Annotated in this window: 13 protein-coding genes and 2 pseudogenes; 8 read left to right on the forward strand and 7 right to left on the reverse strand. The window is 46.5% G+C overall.

Annotated elements, in window-relative coordinates; translation table 11 throughout:
* Positions 1 to 80: 80 nt before the first annotated feature.
* Positions 81 to 464, forward strand: coding sequence for a DUF2358 domain-containing protein (locus ACLGGO_RS22890; RefSeq protein WP_446358462.1), 384 nt, complete (start codon positions 81 to 83; stop codon positions 462 to 464).
* A 53-nt stretch (positions 465 to 517) separates the two neighbouring features.
* Positions 518 to 1,708, forward strand: coding sequence for a TRC40/GET3/ArsA family transport-energizing ATPase (locus tag ACLGGO_RS22895; RefSeq protein ID WP_446421035.1), 1,191 nt, complete (start codon positions 518 to 520; stop codon positions 1,706 to 1,708).
* A gap of 182 nt (positions 1,709 to 1,890) precedes the next feature.
* On the opposite strand, the gene ACLGGO_RS22900 is transcribed toward ACLGGO_RS22895, so the two are convergent.
* The 3 genes from ACLGGO_RS22900 to ACLGGO_RS22910 all read right to left on the reverse strand — a co-directional run bounded on the left by ACLGGO_RS22900 (position 1,891) and on the right by ACLGGO_RS22910 (position 5,495).
* Entirely contained in the window at positions 1,891 to 2,145 is a 255-nt protein-coding gene (locus ACLGGO_RS22900; RefSeq protein WP_446337640.1) for a hypothetical protein, read from the reverse strand.
* A 173-nt stretch (positions 2,146 to 2,318) separates the two neighbouring features.
* Positions 2,319 to 3,578 (reverse strand): methionine adenosyltransferase, encoded by a 1,260-nt coding sequence (metK, locus tag ACLGGO_RS22905; RefSeq protein WP_446337641.1) that lies wholly within the window; start codon positions 3,576 to 3,578, stop codon positions 2,319 to 2,321.
* Between the two features lie 174 nt (positions 3,579 to 3,752).
* Positions 3,753 to 5,495, reverse strand: a complete 1,743-nt coding sequence (locus ACLGGO_RS22910) for a pentapeptide repeat-containing protein (protein WP_446421036.1) — start codon at positions 5,493 to 5,495, stop codon at positions 3,753 to 3,755.
* 487 nt (positions 5,496 to 5,982) lie between these two features.
* On the opposite strand from ACLGGO_RS22910, the gene ACLGGO_RS22915 reads away from it, so the two are divergent.
* Positions 5,983 to 6,138 carry a hypothetical protein gene (locus ACLGGO_RS22915; RefSeq protein ID WP_446421037.1) on the forward strand — a complete coding sequence of 52 codons (156 nt, stop codon included), beginning with the start codon at positions 5,983 to 5,985 and terminating at the stop codon, positions 6,136 to 6,138.
* A gap of 63 nt (positions 6,139 to 6,201) precedes the next feature.
* Here ACLGGO_RS22915 and ACLGGO_RS22920 read toward each other — a convergent pair.
* Positions 6,202 to 6,462: pseudogene (locus ACLGGO_RS22920) on the reverse strand (hypothetical protein); the annotation flags it as partial.
* Between the two features lie 2 nt (positions 6,463 to 6,464).
* Here ACLGGO_RS22920 and ACLGGO_RS22925 point away from each other — a divergent pair.
* Positions 6,465 to 6,785 (forward strand): annotated as a pseudogene (locus tag ACLGGO_RS22925) (NF041680 family putative transposase); the annotation flags it as partial.
* Here the strand turns inward: ACLGGO_RS22925 and ACLGGO_RS22930 are convergent.
* On the reverse strand, positions 6,739 to 8,265 hold the full coding sequence (locus ACLGGO_RS22930) for an SAV_2336 N-terminal domain-related protein (protein WP_446421060.1): 1,527 nt from the start codon (positions 8,263 to 8,265) through the stop codon (positions 6,739 to 6,741). The pseudogene ACLGGO_RS22925 and the gene ACLGGO_RS22930 overlap by 47 nt on opposite strands.
* A gap of 130 nt (positions 8,266 to 8,395) precedes the next feature.
* Between ACLGGO_RS22930 and ACLGGO_RS22935 the strand changes: the two genes are divergently transcribed.
* The gene (locus ACLGGO_RS22935) at positions 8,396 to 9,043 is read left to right on the forward strand and encodes a restriction endonuclease subunit R (RefSeq protein ID WP_446421038.1); all 648 of its coding nucleotides are present in this window, start codon (positions 8,396 to 8,398) and stop codon (positions 9,041 to 9,043) included.
* Positions 9,044 to 9,241: 198 nt separating this feature from the next.
* Here ACLGGO_RS22935 and ACLGGO_RS22940 read toward each other — a convergent pair whose 3' ends face one another.
* Positions 9,242 to 10,939: a VMAP-C domain-containing protein gene (locus ACLGGO_RS22940; protein WP_446421039.1), complete on the reverse strand. Its 1,698-nt coding sequence runs from the start codon at positions 10,937 to 10,939 to the stop codon at positions 9,242 to 9,244.
* 77 nt (positions 10,940 to 11,016) lie between these two features.
* Between ACLGGO_RS22940 and glgB the strand changes: the two genes are divergently transcribed.
* Both glgB and gghA read left to right on the forward strand, forming a co-directional pair.
* Positions 11,017 to 13,281, forward strand: coding sequence for a 1,4-alpha-glucan branching protein GlgB (glgB, locus tag ACLGGO_RS22945; RefSeq protein WP_446421040.1), 2,265 nt, complete (start codon positions 11,017 to 11,019; stop codon positions 13,279 to 13,281).
* A 234-nt stretch (positions 13,282 to 13,515) separates the two neighbouring features.
* Positions 13,516 to 16,047: a glucosylglycerol hydrolase gene (gghA, locus tag ACLGGO_RS22950; RefSeq protein WP_446421041.1), complete on the forward strand. Its 2,532-nt coding sequence runs from the start codon at positions 13,516 to 13,518 to the stop codon at positions 16,045 to 16,047.
* Between the two features lie 138 nt (positions 16,048 to 16,185).
* On the opposite strand, the gene ACLGGO_RS22955 is transcribed toward gghA, so the two are convergent.
* Entirely contained in the window at positions 16,186 to 16,902 is a 717-nt protein-coding gene (locus tag ACLGGO_RS22955; RefSeq protein ID WP_446421042.1) for a Uma2 family endonuclease, read from the reverse strand.
* A 411-nt stretch (positions 16,903 to 17,313) separates the two neighbouring features.
* On the opposite strand from ACLGGO_RS22955, the gene ACLGGO_RS22960 reads away from it, so the two are divergent.
* Positions 17,314 to 18,705 (forward strand): IctB family putative bicarbonate transporter, encoded by a 1,392-nt coding sequence (locus ACLGGO_RS22960; RefSeq protein WP_446421043.1) that lies wholly within the window; start codon positions 17,314 to 17,316, stop codon positions 18,703 to 18,705.
* The last annotated feature ends 113 nt before the right edge of the window (positions 18,706 to 18,818 follow it).

Consider the following 18,818-nt stretch of genomic DNA (forward strand, 5'->3'; position numbering starts at 1 on the left):
ATGCTTCTTAAACCGCTACCGCGTGTTCCTCCCTGGTCTAAAGACACAGGGTTTCCCACAACGAAGGATTTTTATGATAAATGACAAATAAAGACATTATTGAAATCCTCAAACAGGACTATCAACGCTTTCCTGTTGACCAAACCTACAGCATCTACGCCAACGATGTCTTTTTCAAAGACCCCCTCAACAAGTTCCGGGGACTTAATCGCTACAAACAAATGATTGGATTTATCCAAACCTGGTTCATCAACCCCCAACTTGACCTGCATGACATTTCTCAATCCGGCGATACCATCAAAACGCGCTGGACTCTAAGCTGGACAACACCCCTCCCCTGGAAACCGCGAATTTCTATACCCGGTTGGAGCGAATTACGTCTAAATGCAGATGGACTAATTTCCTCCCATATCGATTATTGGGATATCCCCCGTTTTGATGTTCTCAAGCAACTGTTTCGGTGAAAACCCGATACAGTAAATAAATGTAAAGGTTTCTCAGGTGAGCGGAATTATCTATGCGAGTAATTTTAATGACAGGCAAAGGCGGAGTCGGTAAAACCTCCGTAGCCGCCGCAACAGGTCTGCGTTGTGCCGAATTGGGTTATAAAACCTTAGTGCTGAGTACAGATCCAGCCCATTCTCTCGCCGATAGTTTCGACATGGAACTCAGTCACGAACCCCGACTCGTCCGTCCTCACCTCTGGGGGGCGGAGTTGGATGCGCTGATGGAATTAGAAGGGAACTGGGGTGCGGTGAAGCGCTATATTACCCAGGTACTGCAAGCACGGGGACTCGAAGGAGTTCAGGCTGAAGAGTTAGCCATTCTTCCGGGAATGGATGAAATTTTCGGTCTGGTGCGGATGAAGCGTCACTACGACGAAGGCGAGTATGACGTGCTAATTATCGATTCAGCACCCACGGGAACCGCCCTACGACTCCTCAGCTTACCGGAAGTCGGGGGTTGGTATATGCGCCGCTTCTATAAACCCCTGCAAAAAATGTCCGTGGCGTTGAGACCTCTGGTTGAACCTATATTCAAACCCATCGCGGGATTTTCTTTACCCGATAATGAGGTGATGGACGCTCCCTATGAATTCTACGAGCAAATTGAACAGCTCGAAAAAGTCCTCACCGATAATACCAAAACCTCAGTCCGTTTAGTCACCAATCCCGAAAAAATGGTGATTAAGGAATCCCTCCGCGCCCACGCCTACTTAAGTTTGTACAATGTTTCTACAGATTTAGTCGTCGCCAATCGGATTATCCCCGACGAAGTGACTGATCCGTTCTTCCAACATTGGAAAGAACATCAACAAGAGTATCGCCAGGAAATCCACCAAAATTTCAGTCCGCTTCCGGTTAAAGAAGTTCCCCTGTTTGCGGAAGAGATGTGCGGACTTGAGGCGCTAGAACGACTCAAGCAAATCTTATATGGCGAAGAAGACCCAACTCAGGTTTACTACCAGGAAAACACAATTCGGGTTGTCCAAAATCAAAACGAATATAGCTTAGAACTGTATCTACCCGGTGTGCCGAAAGACCATATCCAATTGAACAAAACTGGAGATGAGCTAAATATACGCATTGGCAATCACCGCCGCAATCTCGTCCTCCCCCAAGCCTTAGCCGCGCTAAAACCCGCTGGCGCCAAGATTGAGGACGATTATCTCAAGATTCGCTTTGCTGCGGATACGGCGAAGGTTTAGAGATAAGGGATGGGGATACTCCGGGTGCATGTAGAGACTTAGCATTCTACGTCTGGGAGCAGGGGAGAGAGTAATTCACGCACCAGGTTCCCTCGAAGGTCGTGAAGGGTCAAAACTCAAAAATCAAAACTACTTTCCTCTCCCTGATTGTTCCGAATGTCAACTATCCCCTGTGAAGAATTTTAAAGGTTGGTTGGTGTTTCTGGAGCAATAACTTCAGTGTCGCCTTTAATTCGAGCCTGCTGCTCAGTAATCAAATCGCTGACTTGAGTAATTTCGATACCCATGCGATCGCATGCTTTCTTGAGTTCTGCTGTAAAGGTTGGAATATCGTCTCCATAGCCACAAAGTTTCGCTGCTGTTTCCGGTCCCTGCTTGGCGTTTGCTTTAGCACAATCAACTAAATCAGTGCCTTTGAGCGGAGTTGAAGCTGCCATACTGTAACCTGTCCTTTTTTTCTTTAATCCTCACTCTCAACCTAGTTAAAACGTTGCGAGTACACATCTATCAATAGATGGAAATTTAACTTTTGACAAAGGACAAAGGACAAATGACAAGATTCATTCAGATCCCCAACTTCTTGAAGAAGTCAGGGATCTAATTAATTGGCTCACACGGGAACAGCTAACGATGGTTTAAGGGCTTCTTTGAGCAATTCAGCTTTATCCGTATGTTCCCAAGGTAAATCCAAATTAGGACGTCCAAAATGACCGTAAGCGGCGACATCTTGATAGAAGCGACCGCCTTGTAATCGCGGGAGTTCCAGCAAATTAAAGGCTTGAATAATCCCTGCTGGACGCAGTTCAAAATGCTGTTTCACCAGGTCTAGCAATTTTTCTTCTTCAACTTTACCCGTGCCAAAGGTTTCCACCATAATACTTACGGGTCGGGCAACACCAATGGCATAACTGAGCTGAACTTCGCACTTTTCTGCTAAACCTGCTGCCACAATATTTTTGGCAACATAGCGACAAGCATAGGCGGCAGAACGGTCTACCTTGGTGGGGTCTTTGCCCGAAAATGCCCCACCGCCGTGACGGGAATAGCCACCGTAGGTATCAATAATGATTTTACGCCCCGTGAGACCTGAATCTCCTTGAGGTCCACCAATTACAAATTTTCCTGTGGGGTTGACTAAGAAACGGGTGTGATTATCCGGCTTAATCTCAATATCTCCAAAGGACGGTTCTACCACGGCTGACCACAGGTCGTCTTTTATTTTGGCTTGGACAGCAGCGGCATCGGTAATCTCGCCAATGGTGGCGGTGTGTTGGGTTGAGATTAAGATGGTATCAATGCCGATGGGTTTGCCATCTTCGTAGAGTACTGTAACTTGGGTTTTGCCATCGGGACGCAGGTAAGGCAACTGTCCTGACTTACGGACGGCGGTTAACTGCCGTGACAAGCGATGTGCCAGACTAATGGGCATGGGCATGAGTTCTGGGGTTTCGTTGCAGGCAAAACCAAACATCAACCCTTGATCCCCTGCACCAATAGCATCGAGTTCATCGTTACTCAACTGGTCTCGCGTTTCCTGGGCGGTGGTGACACCTTGAGAAATATCTGGAGATTGTTCATCCAGGGCGACTAATACAGAACAGCTATTGGCGCAGAAGCCGTTATCGGCGTCGGTATAGCCAATTTCAGCAATTTTTTTGCGGGCTATATCAACGTAATTGACATTGGCTTTGGAGGTAATTTCACCCGTAATCAATACCAATCCTGTATTAACCACTACTTCTGCAGCAACACGGCTGCGGTTGTCTTGGGTGAGTAGAGCATCTAAGATCGTATCGGAAATCTGATCGCAGATTTTATCGGGATGACCTTCTGTAACTGATTCGGACGTGAATAGGTAGCGACGAGGCAATGGACTAATCTCCTTAATAAACGGCTGCTTATGGATTAAGGGTTTAAGATGGTGCCTGAGGGTTGTAGCTTGTTATCATACACGATATATCGAGGGGATTGCCCACGGCTCACAGAAATTTAACAGAATGTGCGGAATTCTCCATCCAGATTAGATTAAGTCAGGGAGAGTTTTCTATGGAGGCTGGACTTGAGACAGGATAAGCGCGATCGCGTCCTGGATGGCTTGCCCGCTCAAAGACATAAAAGCCGCTTGATCCGCCGTTTTTTCCCATGCCAATAACTGAGTTTGAAATAGAGGATCGCGTTTCGCCCGCCTGAGCATGGCTTGACGAATGATTTTTTGCACAATATCTTGGGTGGGAATATTCTGTTGACGTAAAAAATCCAACAGTCGCTGTATACCTTCGACGCATTTGTCAGGGGGTTGGGATAGAATAATTTGTTGGATTTGATGAATAACCTCCTTATAGATACGGCGGCGATTATTGACTAAAACTTGAGTCGGGTTGGGTGATGTAGAAGAATTTAACGATGATTTCACCGGGGAGTCTCCAGACTTGTCTATCTCTAGCAATTGCCAAATTGTTCGACGGTGATAGGCAAAACGCTGGTACATTTGGGGATAGAGTTGCAGGATGCGTTGACTCACCGCTTGGGGATTGACTCCTGTTTTTGCCGATAGGTGAAGGATATAGTGATCGATTTTTTTACTCAAGCTTTTGAGTGACAGTTTTAGGTCAGGATATTCCTGTTCAACTTGGGCGAGGGTAAATACCAGTACCTCTCTATTTGGCATCTCCGAGAAAGGAACTTCGATTAAAAACAAATCAGTCATTTTCTCTTGAGTCAGTTGTCCCGGTATCAAGTCACCTGTAGGCGGATAGCGTTTGTTCGCTGTTTTCGTTGCCCAATTAAACTGAGTAAATAGATAGCGACAATTCACGTTTGTCAAATCCACCTCTTCTAAATGCCAGTTGTGGATACAGCATCCGGTGAGTTGGGCTTGCTCAAGTTGGGGGCGAATTAAATAGCTGCCGATCAAATAGGCATCGGTCAAATTTGCCTCGGTTAAAATCGTTTCCTTTAAATAAGCTCCACTTAAATCCGCCTGTCGTAAATCTGCCCCTTGCAGATTAGCCGCCGTCAAATTCGTCTGTAAACAATAGACATTTTGTAGAACCGTGCGTCGCAAATTAGCGCCAACTAAGCTAGCTTTAAGTAAATACGCCCCCATAAGATTTGCCCGACTCAAGTTTACGCGATCGCCTGTGACTTCACTGAGATCTGCATCGGTTAAAATGGCTCGATACAACTCTGCCTGAGTCAGATTGGCACAGCGCAAACAAGCTTGACGTAAGTTAGCTTCGGTTAATATCGCACCGACTAATATCGCGTCTCGTAAATTGGCTCTTTCGAGTAAGGCTTCCCGGAGGTTGGCTGTGGTGAGATTGGCAGCAATAAGACTGGCGTGACAGAGATTAGCCGCCATTAACTGCGTGCTGATTAGCTGGGTTTTATCCAGGGTAGCCCCGGTGAGATTACTATAATTCAACTGAGCTGCCTGGAGATTTGCACCACTCAAGTTACAGTAGGAGGCTTGTACCCAACTTAAATTGGCTTGGCAAAGACGGGCTGAGTGCAAATCCACCTTGCTGAGATTGGCACGGGTCAAGATTGCTTGGTTACAATTACTATGCTTGAGGATTGCGTTATGTAAATCTGCCTGATGCAGACAAGCGCCACTGAGATTTGCATAGTCAAGAGACGCCCAACTGAGGTTGGCGTTCGTCAGGTTAGCCCCGCTCAAGTTAATCGTCCGCAAATCTGCTCCCTTCAGGTTAACACCACTCAGGTCAACCTGGGCAAAATCACGGTCTCCTTGTCGGTAACGAGTGAGAAAGTTCTGGACTTGCATTATTTCCAGTTTTGCATTTAAGGGGATTGGGGAAGTTTTGACCCCACGGGCTTGCTAGTCGGATAGAGTTTGTAGGGGCAGGTTTCACTACTATCTTTTCTGTTTCACAACAGATGTGACTAAACCCGCCCTGAGCGAGTTTTGACCCTTTGCTTCCCTATCTCCGTCTCTTTTATTTTCCCCGTCTCCCCTGCTACTCTGCTCATAGACACACCATGGCACGTCTCTACATGCTTTCAGCTTCAGTTGACACCAATGACTGCTATACGTCCCTACTTTTATAAATTATGTTGATTTTTCTACCTCACAGGGGAACCTTATGTATGAAGCGTAACACTATGGGTTAGCTTAGATACAGTAATTTTGTCTATTTCTAGATGAGCAACTGCAAAAGGGTGAGACGGCGTTTCCAGTTTCATTGACACTGAAAAATTCAATTTTTTCTAGTGTCTCAATGTGAAAAACCTTGATGGGGAATGGGAAGGAAATGCTGCTGAAAACAGATTATCATGAAAGTTTGGGCTTATTTCTCAGTTGTCATTTAGCCGAACTCCACCACGGGAAACTGTCGGTACAGGGCTTGTCGGAATCTTGCGATCGCTATATCATCTTGGACTTTGGACAAAAAAGTATATTAGCGTAATTTCTACGCAAATATATTCTCCAATTAATTGGCAGGAATTTATTGGAGAATGACCGAAAATTTTTACTCGTCTTTGACTCCCTCATTTTCCGAAGAGAGATCCGTTTCAGTTTCTCCCCAGAAACAAACATTCAAGTAACTTTCCTGGAGAGAATTGATAACTCTTTCCAATTCGTCGATAAGTGCTCTTCTTGTTACTTTATCCACCGCATCAATATGAGCCTCACTTCCCGCTTTACCTAAATATAAATATTTGCTTTTTTTATTATCATTAGCCCTAGGAAAAATTGGTTCAGCAGCTTGTAGTTTATAATACCAGTAGATCTGAAGTCCATCATGAGGAGAATTGGTTCCAATTGACCTTGTTAGCTTATGTAAACTTGTGGAGGGCGAGGAAATTAGCTACGGTTTTACCCCGTCCTTGGGAGAATTATTTGACTCAAACTGAATCGCTCAAAGTTACACCCAGCTTAGTTCAACGAGACTTCTACCGAATTATTTCGACTTTGGGTACTCCGGCTCAATCTCCCAAACGTCGAGGTTATTCTCCCGGACGGATTAAAGGTGAAAATATTGAGCCGAGAACCCGCCATCAAGTTATCAAGAAACAACCACTTTGTAAAAACAAAAAGAGTAAAGTCTTCTAAGCTTTACCCTGTAACCCTCACTCCGTAGACATTTCTGAGCTTTTTTGGGAGCTGAGATAGAGGAGCTATTGTCTCTCCTTTTATTTGCGTAAACTTTACGCAAATTATTTTTTTGTCCAAAGTCCAATTCTACAATGGGACGCAATAACCCACTCATAAACACTTCAGCCAGATGAATCTGCCCCGATTCTGGTAGCATGGTTTGCTGAATCAGACGCACCACTGGCAAGGTTACCGGAATCGCCGCCATTAACCCAGCCAAGCGTCGGGCGGTGGGAGACGCCGTTGCCCGAAAGTGCTGGACTAACTCTGATGCTGAATGTGAGGAGATTGTCTGTTCCATCTCCTCTGCCATCGCCTCCATTAACGCCGGATCAAATAACACTCCCGGCATCCGCGTTCCCCCTGTACCCGCCACCAGACGCGCCCACTGTGCCAAGGGTTCAGGCTCCAGTGTTACCACAGGTAATGGTAATGCTGTGGCTAAATTCACCTCCAGCCAAGGGGGTATCTCTTCAATTACCAGTTGGGAATTAGGAACCCCCGGTGCAAACGCCCCCAGTTGCACGGAAATCCCTGCACCTAAACCACTGCGTCTCCAATAGGGTTCGGGTAATAACTGAAGCACTGACACGGGATTCTGATTTGCCCACCGACGCAATAGAGTCTGGATGTTGCCTAAACGCCACATATCAGATACACAGTCGCTAACCAGGAGAATTAACCGCCGCCCTGAGGGATCAATCAATTCCTTGGGGTTGCGGGGGCGTTGTTTGAGTGCGGCTGAACCCTGTCCCGGCAAGAGGTACAATGACTCATTAGCATTGGCATTTAAGCGCCAAGTGCGAACATCGCGAAAGGCACCCTGGCGTTCGAGCAGCGTTTGCAATTCTGCAATCGTTTCTTGCCAAATCGGGAGGGAACTCGATTCCTCGATAACCAGTGCTAAATCTAACCAGCGTTCGGGTGCAGGTTCTAGCACCGGAATCCAGATATTTTTTTCGGCAATTTGTCGGGCTGTGGCTTCTTCATCCAGGATGGTTTCAGTACGAGATGGAACTTTCCGCATCAGGGGACGAATTGCCCGGGCAATGGCTAAAGGATTCCGCAGGGCGGGCGCGGCTGGTGTTTCAAAGGGAAGGAGTTGAGACGGTGGGGGAGAATCCGGCTGAGGGGATGGAGAAGAAGGTAATGGGGAAGAATCCGCCTGGGAGATAGGAGGAGGTGGAGTAGAGGGATAGAGTTCTGCGTAGGGTTCGCTAGCCGTAACTGTTGGTGGATTTAGAGTTATCGGCGGCGTTTCTGGGGAGAAGTGTTCAGGTATTGATTGTTCAGATAAGGGCGTTTTCGAGATAGATGGAGACTCGGATATAGATTCAGTTTCCCCCATTTGCAGCGCCAACCAAAAAATATCGGCAATCTCTTCTGCCGTAAGTTCCAAGCCTACCTGATTGAGAAGTGCGATCGCCTGTTGAATCATAGGCACATTGTACAGCAGGTTTTCTCTAGACTTCTCTCTTTCCTTCTGCTTTATTTGACTTAAGCTACAATTCCTCTCAAACAAACCAACAACCTAGTACAAAACTTCATCCCTTATCCTTTCCGTTATAATGTTTCAAACAATTCAAGCCAGAGATGTCACGCTAGAACAATTAGAAACCCACTTCCAGCTTCAGCGAGTTGACGATGAACAGTTTTTCCCGGAGTGGCAATCCGACTTACCCGAACTCACCGACTGGCAAAAACAACTCCTCGAACAAGTCCGCGCTGGCTATTTCAATTTACTCAAACAACCACCCCTGCTAGAAAAACCCATTAATCTGGCAGTTGTCTCCCCCTTATTATTTATCGGACAATTTTATTTAGCGCCTTTGAATTTAAGAGCCGAGAGCAGTGTTCAAATCTCAACCCCAGATGAAGAACGAGGAATTCTCGTCAAAGGGAACCTCGACACCTTAGTTTTGAAAGACAAACTTTGGGTGATGGTGATTGAATCAAAACAAGCTCATTTCTCCGTCGAAGCTGGATTAGCCCAAATTCTTGCCTATATGCTAGCCAATCCCAATTCAGAGCAACCTAGCTTCGGTATGATTACGAATGGGGGGAGTTTCCTGTTCCTCAAATTAGTCAAAGCCGCTACCCCTATGTATGCCATGTCTGATTTGTTTGGAATTGGCAATCGCCAAAATGGTTTGGGTGATGTCCTGAGAATCTTAAAAAAACTCATTCATCTATCAATCTCTGCAAATGTGAGATAAATAAAGTCAGAATTGTAGGGGCGCACCGACGTGCGCCCTTTCTCTAACGTGTGTCCTTTCTCCAACCTGCGCTCTTTCTGCAACAAGGTTTTTAAGGTGAATGGTACTGAATTAAGGTTTAAGGTTGGTGGGCAATGCCCACCCTACGATAAAGGATTTCGGTGATCCAACAAATGCAAATTTTCAGTGCCATTGTTTTCAAGGTGTAGAATAGTGAATCGTCGGTGGGACGCGCTCTGGATCTTCCCACATTAGGGAAAGATGAGAGCCAATATGCAGTCCCCGCAGGTGGGGATGAGACGAAAAAGCCGCCGCACGTTTTCCTTGTATCATGGTTGGAAGTTCAGAGATACAACACTCTAATAATTGATTTAATTCTTTAGCACAATTTAAATGGGCTAAATTACACCGCACCCAGATCGCTAAAGGTATCGCTGTGCCTAAAATCACATTAAAAACGCTTTCTTTTCCCATCGGTTGAGGAACCTTGGCTAGAGTACAGCCAAGGATATCGTCTTTTCTTAACTCAACATAGAGTTGATTCCAAGCACAATCTCCTGAAGCAACAAGTTTAGAGGAAGGGTAATGGTTGAGGCGCTTGAGTCGCTGCCATTTTTTCTTTTTGAGACAATAATTTGATGAAAGTCGCTCCTCAGAACGCACGACAACGCTACATTCAACGCCAAGGGGAATTAACAAATCCTCACTGATCTCAATTTCCCACCGATCAACCTCATGATTTAGTAACTGGCGAGGTAAGAAAAATTCAAAGGTTAAGTCACTTATCGCACATTTCTGGCTACTTTGAATCAGAATCTCTTTCAGTAACTGGGGAATCTGAGTTAAGGGAAAGGGTTCAGCTTCAGCGTTGGCTAGGGAAATGGGTTCGTAGTCATAGTTGCTTCCACTCAGACTAGATGGGTTAGGAATCGCTAACCAAGCTTTGATAAAATAACAATTCTTTTGTTGCTGGCTGGGCTGAATCCATACCATGAGATAGAATTGTTCTGGCTTGGTTTCCGGTTGAATTTGCGTCAATAATTGGGCAACATCATCAACGTTTTGCTTCAGCCAATCCTGTAACTGTTGCTGTAAATGCGGAGATATCTGAGCATCGGCACTTAGATGTGCCACAAACAGATCAATGCGCTTGTACCCACTATCAGCAGGAGGCATATCAGCTAAATCAGCCAACAGTTGTTCTATAGTGGTGGGAATGGCTGGACGAAAATCACTCCAACTGGAAGGGCGAGATGCTAGGTAAGCTGCCTTGATCCGTTGGGTTGTTGGCGGATCAACGGAGGCTAAAATAGCCATAAGGCGCTGGGTTTGAGTTCCTGTCTCTCCCTGTTTTAGCTGGTTGATCTCCTGCTCAATGTAGTCAATTTGGTTCGCGATCGCATGAAGTTGTCGTTTCAGGTTATTCTGTTCTTGGAGATTAGATTCGCGCCGCTTCTTTTGGTCAATCTGTTTGTAATCTGCCTCTAGCTTTTGCAAGTCATCCTCAAGGCTTTCAATTCTCAGTTTTGTAACTCTCGACAGTTTTTTGCTGGGCTTGTGTGACGTTGGAGTGGGTACAAAACCCCCCGATTCCCGGAGAACCGACCAAGTTTGACTCAGTACCTTTGTCGGAATCATAAACGCCGCCTTAACCCCCTCCCGTTGTCGTTCCGCCGCCACCGCCATCCCCACAACTCCCGACAAGGTTTCATCCCACACAGGCGCACCACTAAACCCCGGTTCTACCCGATAACCGGGAACATTAACCGCTTCCATCTGTATCCAACCATTGCCTAATTCCCCCCGCAGTACCCCCGTCGCCCAAACACCCTCATTATGTCCACTGGGAAAGCCAAACACCCGCACTGGATGTTGCCAAACATCGTCTGCTGTCACTAACCGCCCCCCAAAAATTGTGCCAGTGGAGAAATGTTGATTACTATTAAGTCTGGGAAGTACAACTAGGTAATGCCATGACAATAACCATTTCCCCAGACCAAATCGATCGGATTGTGAGCAATCGACACCATGATCCGTTTGAAATACTTGGGTCTCATCCCATTGAACGGGATGGTAAAACAAGCTGGGTTGTAAGGGCTTACCTGCCTAAAGCAGACGCAGCTTGGGTGATTCGTCCTACGGAACGGGAAGAATACCCGATGCAAGCAGTTAGTCATCCTCATCTTTTTGAATGTGAGATTGATATACCAGAGTTAGCCAACTACCAACTGCGGATTAAAGAAGGCGAGCATGAACGGGTGATCTATGACCCCTATGCCTTTCGCTCTCCGCGTTTGACTGATTTTGATATTCACCTATTTGCCGAAGGAAATCATCATCGCATTTACGAAAAATTGGGCGCTCACCCCACTGAATTTAAGGGCGTCCAAGGGGTTCACTTTGCCGTTTGGGCACCGAACGCCCGCAATGTCTCAGTTATTGGTGATTTCAATAACTGGGATGGACGAGAACATCAGATGCGCCAAACTGGTAACGGAATTTGGCAACTGTTTATCCCGGAAATTGGCATTGGGGAACATTATAAGTACGAAGTGAAAAATGACGTTGGACATATCTATCACAAGTCCGACCCCTACGGCTTTGAGCAAGAAATTAGACCCCAAACCGCGTCAATTGTCAATAGCCTAGACTACACTTGGCATGACGAAGACTGGCTAGAACGGCGTCGCCAGAATGACCCCCAAGAACAACCCATTTCCGTTTATGAGGTTCACTTGGGTTCATGGTTGCATGATAGTGCAGAGAATCCACCCCAACTACCGGATGGGGAAACTCGACCCGTGGTGAAAGTCTCCCAGAAACCCGAGGGACGCTTCCTCACCTATCGGGAATTAGCCGAACGACTGATTCCCTACGTCAAAGAACTGGGATTCACTCACGTCGAACTCCTCCCCGTTGCCGAACACCCTTATGATGGGTCTTGGGGTTATCAGGTTGCCGGATACTACACCTGCACCTCCCGTTATGGGACTCCCCAAGATTTGATGTATTTCATCGACCAATGTCACCAAAATAATATTGGTGTGATTGTGGATTGGGTTCCCGGTCATTTTCCCAAAGACAGGCATGGTTTAGCCTTCTTTGATGGCACTCACCTTTACGAACACGCTGATCCGCGCAAGGGTGAACACAAAGAATGGGGTACATTAGTCTTCAACTACGCCCGTAACGAAGTTCGCAACTTTCTGGTTGCCAATGCCCTATTCTGGTTTGACCGATATCATATTGATGGGATTCGCGTGGATGCCGTGGCGTCTATGCTATACCTGGACTACGATCGCAAACCCGGTGAATGGGTACCCAATCAGTACGGTGGTAACGAAAACCTAGAAGCCGCCGACTTTTTGCGCTATCTGAATTATCAGATATTCGGCTACTATCCCGGCATCCTCTCCATTGCCGAAGAATCCACCGCTTGGCCCCTCGTCTCTCGTCCTACCTATTTGGGAGGCTTAGGCTTCAGCTTCAAGTGGAACATGGGTTGGATGCACGATATGTTGGATTATTTTGCCAAAGACCCCCTGTATCGTCGCTACCACCAAAATAGCGTCACGTTCAGCATCATGTACGCCTTCAGCGAAAACTTCATGCTGGCGCTATCCCATGATGAAGTCGTACATGGAAAAGGCAATCTGCTGAGTAAAATGCCCGGAGATGACTGGCAAAAATTTGCCAATCTCCGCTGTTTATATGCCTACATGTACACCCATCCCGGCAAGAAAACCCTATTTATGGGTATGGAATTCGGGCAACGGAATGAGTGGAACGCTTGGGCAGATTTAGATTGGGGGGCGTTGCAACATGCACTCCACCAACAACTGAAGCGGTTTATGGCGGATTTGAATCAACTGTATAAAAGTGAACCCGCCCTCTATACCCAAGACTTTTCTCATGAAGGGTTTGAATGGATTGACTGTAACGATGCTGAAAATAGTATCGTCTCGTTTATTCGTAAAGCCAAAGACTCGGATGACTTTATCGTCACCGTCTGTAACTTTACCCCTCAACCCCATCCCCACTATTGGATTGGTGTCCCCGAACCCGGTTTCTATGCTGAAGTATTGAACAGTGACGCTGGAGATTACGGCGGTAGCAATATGGGGAATATGGGCGGGCGCTGGACAGGTGAATGGTCTCATCCGAGATGGTCTCATTACATTGATTTGTGCCTACCCCCCTTAGGGGTTTTAGTCCTGAAATTAGACCGGAATAAGTAGGTAGGAACAATCAAAGTTAACGGAGGGGTTTGTCATTTGTCATTTGTCATACTCGCTTTCATCGAGAAGCAAGCTACGTAAGAGTTGAAGTAGGCGGTGGGCGCACAGCCATGCGTCCCTACCCCCAAAACCCTCTGCGCCCCTCTGCGCTTTTCCTCTGCGTCCCTCTGCGTTAAAAAATTATGCCACCGCTTACCGGACAAAACTTTTTTGTTGATTACTGACCAGAGAAACATGACAAAAACCGCAACCAAAAGAACACCCATCACATTAATCGCAGACGAAACCCAAAAACTCCTCGATTGGGCTGACCAAATTCAGCAATCTGATGAAACAATCTTCAACAAAGCCAAAATCATAGCCACCCGTCTCGGTGCCCATTATCGTGCCGATGGACTCACAGAAATTGGCTTCTGGACACCCGAACTCGCCGCAGATATGTTCCAACCCAAGAACATTTATCTAGAAGTTCTCACTCCTCTTGACAAAATTGACCCCACCTTACCTAACCAAAAGGTAAAAGTTCATCGGGAACACCTGCAACTGGAAAAACAAGGCGAATATTTCTGGGGCGTCGTTTCCGGAATGTGTCCAGGAACCAAAGACCAGATGGGTTCCTTCTATTGGCTAAAATACCTGGATTTCCAGAATGAAATCCAAACCATTGGCGATGTTTTAGCCTATTCCTTACCTTATGGCGTCTACGCCCCAGCCGAACTCTATGACCTAAATCGTCTACAAGAAAAACGCCGTGATCTGGATTATTTTGGTCAAGGTGATGCCGATGAATCGGGGATGATTCGCGTTCATCCCCCCCGTAATATCTTACAAATTCATATCACCACCGCCGCAAAAGAAGGCACTCTGGCGGGGTTAACCCGGATCTATCAACGGATTGCCCAAAAATTAAACAGCAATGAAGCCTTAACCCCAGCCGAACAATGCTATATCGGCTATGACGCCGTGCAAATTCTGCCCATTGAACCTACCGTGGAATATCGGATAGAACATGATTTGGGACAAGGGTTTTTTATCTTCAATGAAGATGACTTAGATGAAATCGATCCTGACACCGAACAGGTGGATTACGAAACCGAGGATATTAAAATCACCCTGAAAAAACCGGATATCCAAAACTGGGGCTATGATATCGTTATTTTTGGGTCTTCGGCAACGAATCCATCAGTCCTAGAAACCTTGCGCCCGGATGAATTAGTGGAGTTTATTAGTACACTCCACACCTTCCCCACGGGTTCAATACAAGTCATCTTTGATATTGTTTATGGTCATGGGGATAACCAAGCTATAGACGTACTCAATGGGCGCTTTCTCAAAGGACCGAATATGTACGGTCAAGATGTGAACCATCAAAATCCAGTCGTGCGGGCAATTTTGTTGGAAATGCAGCGGCGGAAAAATAATTTTGGGGTTGATGGAATTCGCGTGGATGGCGCACAGGATTTTAAGTTTTTTAATCCTCTATCAGGGCGGGTAGAATATGATGACGCCTACCTGAAAGATATGGGGGAAGTCGTGCAAGAAATTGGATCACACCAACGGCGACTCTTTGCCATTTTTGAAGATGGACGCCCGTGGCCCGCACAAGGGTGGGAAGAAATTTCTACCTATCGGGATATTGTTGAATTTATGCCCGATGCGTTTCAGTGGGGTCCTTTAATTTTTGCCCATAATACGCCCGGTTTGCAGAAGTTTTGGGATAAGAAATGGCGTCGGGTTTGTGATGTGATGCAGGTTGGCGAAAACTGGATTACTGGGTGTGGAAACCATGACACTCTACGTCGAGGAACCCAGGTGGAACCCGGATTACCAATTAATTGGAATTTGGGGAAAACCTTACCGGAAGTGTTGAATACGGCGTATAATAATCCAGCCGTGACGCTATGGGTGTATGGTTTTAGTCCGGGTTTGCCGATGGACTTTATTAACTGCACCATGGAATCCGCTTGGGGCTTTTTCCGTAATACTGATGATCGGTATGGGGTGAAAGTCGCGGCGGAAGAGGCGGGATTTTTGGATTGGCAGGTGGAAAAGTCTGTTTATAATGACCAAGGGGATATTTTTCCTCGGCTGAAGCAAATGGGGTTCCACAAGATTGATGAATTACGTCAATTTATGCGGGGACTTTATGACGCGATCGAGGAAACGAATTACGATTTAGAAGAAGTGGCAAGTTTATGTCAGCGTTATCTGGGGGCGGAGTCGGAGAAAGAAGAAGTTAAGCAGGAAGCAACGAAACGGAAATCGGCGGCACAATTACAGAAGCTGAATGTACCAGAAAAATCTCAGGTGTTAACTGATTTAGATGTCGGTAAGCTGAAGGTTTTTGCCAGGGCGTTTATGGAAGATATGCACCAAGCTTGTAATGTGTGGAATTATGAGGAGTATTTGGTTTCAGAATTAGCGGCGTTTAATTTAGCATTGCGGCGTTTCCGTCATGATCATTCTTGGCTGCGGCATAATTTATCGGCGTTGGATCGGTTTAACCGGATTAGTGAGGATAACTATACCATTTTCTATGGCTTACGGAGTCAACCTCTAGAAGAGGGGGCGAGTGAAAAGCCTGATCAGTTAGCGATGGTGTCTCACATGGGCGGTGATCCAATTACTGTGACGCTGGGAGACTGGCTACAACTGGATTTGGAGGAATGGCGGGTTGCGATCGCGTCTCCAGGATTAGAGGTGAGTGATTTGCGATCGTTTGAGTTACGAGATACTCAGGCGCTGCTATTGGAACGAGTGGGTTAAAAACTATATCGGTAATTTCTACTGCACCATTGTAGCTTTACCCGGTTGGGTTCGTAGTCAGGGATGCGAGCCCTAAAAAATTGTGGGCGAGTTTTCAACACTCTATATGATAGGTGGGCATTGCCCACCCTACTCAACTTACAATTGTTCTGGGTCAATTCCTCTAGCTCGTAGTTTCTCTATCAATGCTTGATAGCGCTGTTGTTCTTGTTCCAGTTGAGCCATTGCTTCCTCAGCGCGTTGGCGTTCTTCTTCTGCCCGTTGGCGTTCCTGTTCTCTGAGATGATCGAGTTCAACTGGGGTGAGAAATCGTTGTCCATCGGGGCGATAAATGACCAGGGTATCGGGTGTAAGTTCAAAGCGTATTCCTAATCGTGAACTTACCCATCCATTTATATCTTCAATAGGTTCTAACCAATCTCCAGACCGCAATAAACCCGTTAATTCGATGTCATCTGGATCATAAATGTAATATTCTTCAACACCATAGCGTTGATAAAATAAGAGTTTCTCTGCCATCTTTTTGGCACGATTTCCTGGGGATAGAATCTCAAAGACAACCTGGGGGGCAATATTATCTTCTCGCCATTGCTGATAGGAACCTCTGTCACCTTTGGGTCTACCGAAGACAACCATCACATCAGGGGCGTAGCAGATTTTGGGTTTTCCCTGAACCGGATACCAAAGTAAATCGCCAGCTACGAATACGTCAGCATTAGCAGCAAATAATATTTCTATATTTTCCTTAACTGTAACAATCCAGCGAAATTGTTTGGTGTTGTCTGCCATGGGTTGACCATCGCTGTCGGGGTAGATGATATCGGTGGCTGGGTCAGTTTTTAATTGCTGTATCATATCACTAAGTCCCTTGAGTTGGGTTCGTAGTAAGGGATGCGAGCCCTAAAAAATCCTCGGCGAGACTCCAACACTTGTGGACGAGTCTCAGAAAAAAGCTTACTGAGACAAATATAGCGTTCTCATAAGATGAGATACAGGGAGTTAGGGCGCACGTCAGTCTCTTGCCAAAACTTATCCTGAAGTCGATTAACTTCATCTGGAGTAAGCTGATTGGATAATGTATTAGTCAGGGTTTTAACTACGCATCGCTCGCTTGGTGGAATGGCAGGCTCCTGCCAGGCTGGTGGGCAATGCCCACCCTACGGTATATCAAGGGTTTCGGCGATTCCCAAATGCACGCTTTTCAGTGCCATCGCTTTTAGGTGCGATCGCGTGCTAAACCGGAAACAATCAACTAATCACCAATCTATGAATTCAGTGTGGCAACAGCTTACTCTATCAAACTTACGTTTCTATCAGTGGCGCGGCGCTAGCTATTTATATCGCGTCGTGGGATTGCTGCAAGCTTGGCGGCGGGGGAGTTGGCTGCTTCAGTGGGCTCAACCCTTGGGCGCCTTGTTAGTGGCGATTGTTTTTGCAGTTGCGCCCTTTGTCTCTACTGCACTCATTGGGGTGTTGTTAATTGCTTGTGCAGGATTTTGGCTACTGCTGACACTCTCGGATGAGAGAGAACGCCCCCTGGTGACACCGATTCATCTGTTGGTGTTACTGTATTGGTCTATTGCCACCGTTGCTACAGCGATGTCCCCGGTGAAAGTTGCCGCCCGTCAGGGATTGGTGAAACTGACGCTATACTTATTACTCTTTGCCCTAGTGGCACGGGTACTGCGGTCAAACCGTCTGCGTTCTTGGGTAATCGGCGTTTTCCTGCATATCTCCTTAATTGTCAGTGTTTACGGGATGCGACAGTGGTTTTTTGGCGCAGAAGCGTTGGCAACTTGGACTGATCCCACTTCGGATTCTGCGGGTTTGACGCGGGTTTATAGCTATTTGGGGAATCCGAATCTATTAGCGGGTTATCTGATTCCGGCTGTGGCGTTGAGTTTAGCGGCGGTGTTTGCTTGGACGAGATGGCTACCGAAAGCGTTAGCTGTCACCATGTTTGTGGTGAATTCGGCTTGTCTGGTTCTCACCTTTAGTCGCGGCGGCTGGATTGGTTTTGTTGCTTGTCTGTTTGTGTTTTCCGTCCTTGTCGTGTATTGGTATAGTATCCAGTTACCAGAACAATGGCGTCCTTGGGCAATGCCTGTGATGTTGGGAAGTTGTGCGGCGGTAATTATTCTGGCGGTGCTATTTGTTGAACCGGTGCGAGTTCGGGTGGCGAGTATTTTTGCAGGGCGGGAAGATAGTAGTAATAACTTCCGGATGAATGTATGGGCGGCGGTGATTGATATGATTCGCGATCGCCCAATTATTGGTATTGGTCCGGGAAATGATGCATTTAATAAGATCTATCCCCTGTTCCAACGTCCTAAATATACCGCGTTGAGTGCCTATTCTATCTTTTTGGAAGTGGCAGTTGAAACGGGTTTAATTGGCTTATCTTGCTTTCTCTGGCTGCTAGTGGTTACGGTAAATCGCGGGATACAACACATCAACCGACTCCGCACCCTACAGAATCCTCAAGGCTTTTGGTTAATCGCCGCGATCGCAACCATGGCGGGAATGCTGTCTCATGGGTTAGTAGACACGGTTTGGTATCGTCCCCAAGTAAGTACATTATGGTGGTTGATGGTGGCGATTATTGCCAGTTATTATCTGCCTCCCCAGGATACCTCAACGGCTGTAGGCGATAGCTAGGTGTTGACAATAAGAGGGCGCGATCGCGTCCTCTTGTAAAATACCAATAGGTAATTATCCCAACTTATTTCGGAGCTACCTAAACCGATGACAACGCTCAATGCGAAAAACTT

This window comes from Coleofasciculus sp. (assembly GCF_046565525.1).
Classification (GTDB): domain Bacteria; phylum Cyanobacteriota; class Cyanobacteriia; order Cyanobacteriales; family Coleofasciculaceae; genus Coleofasciculus.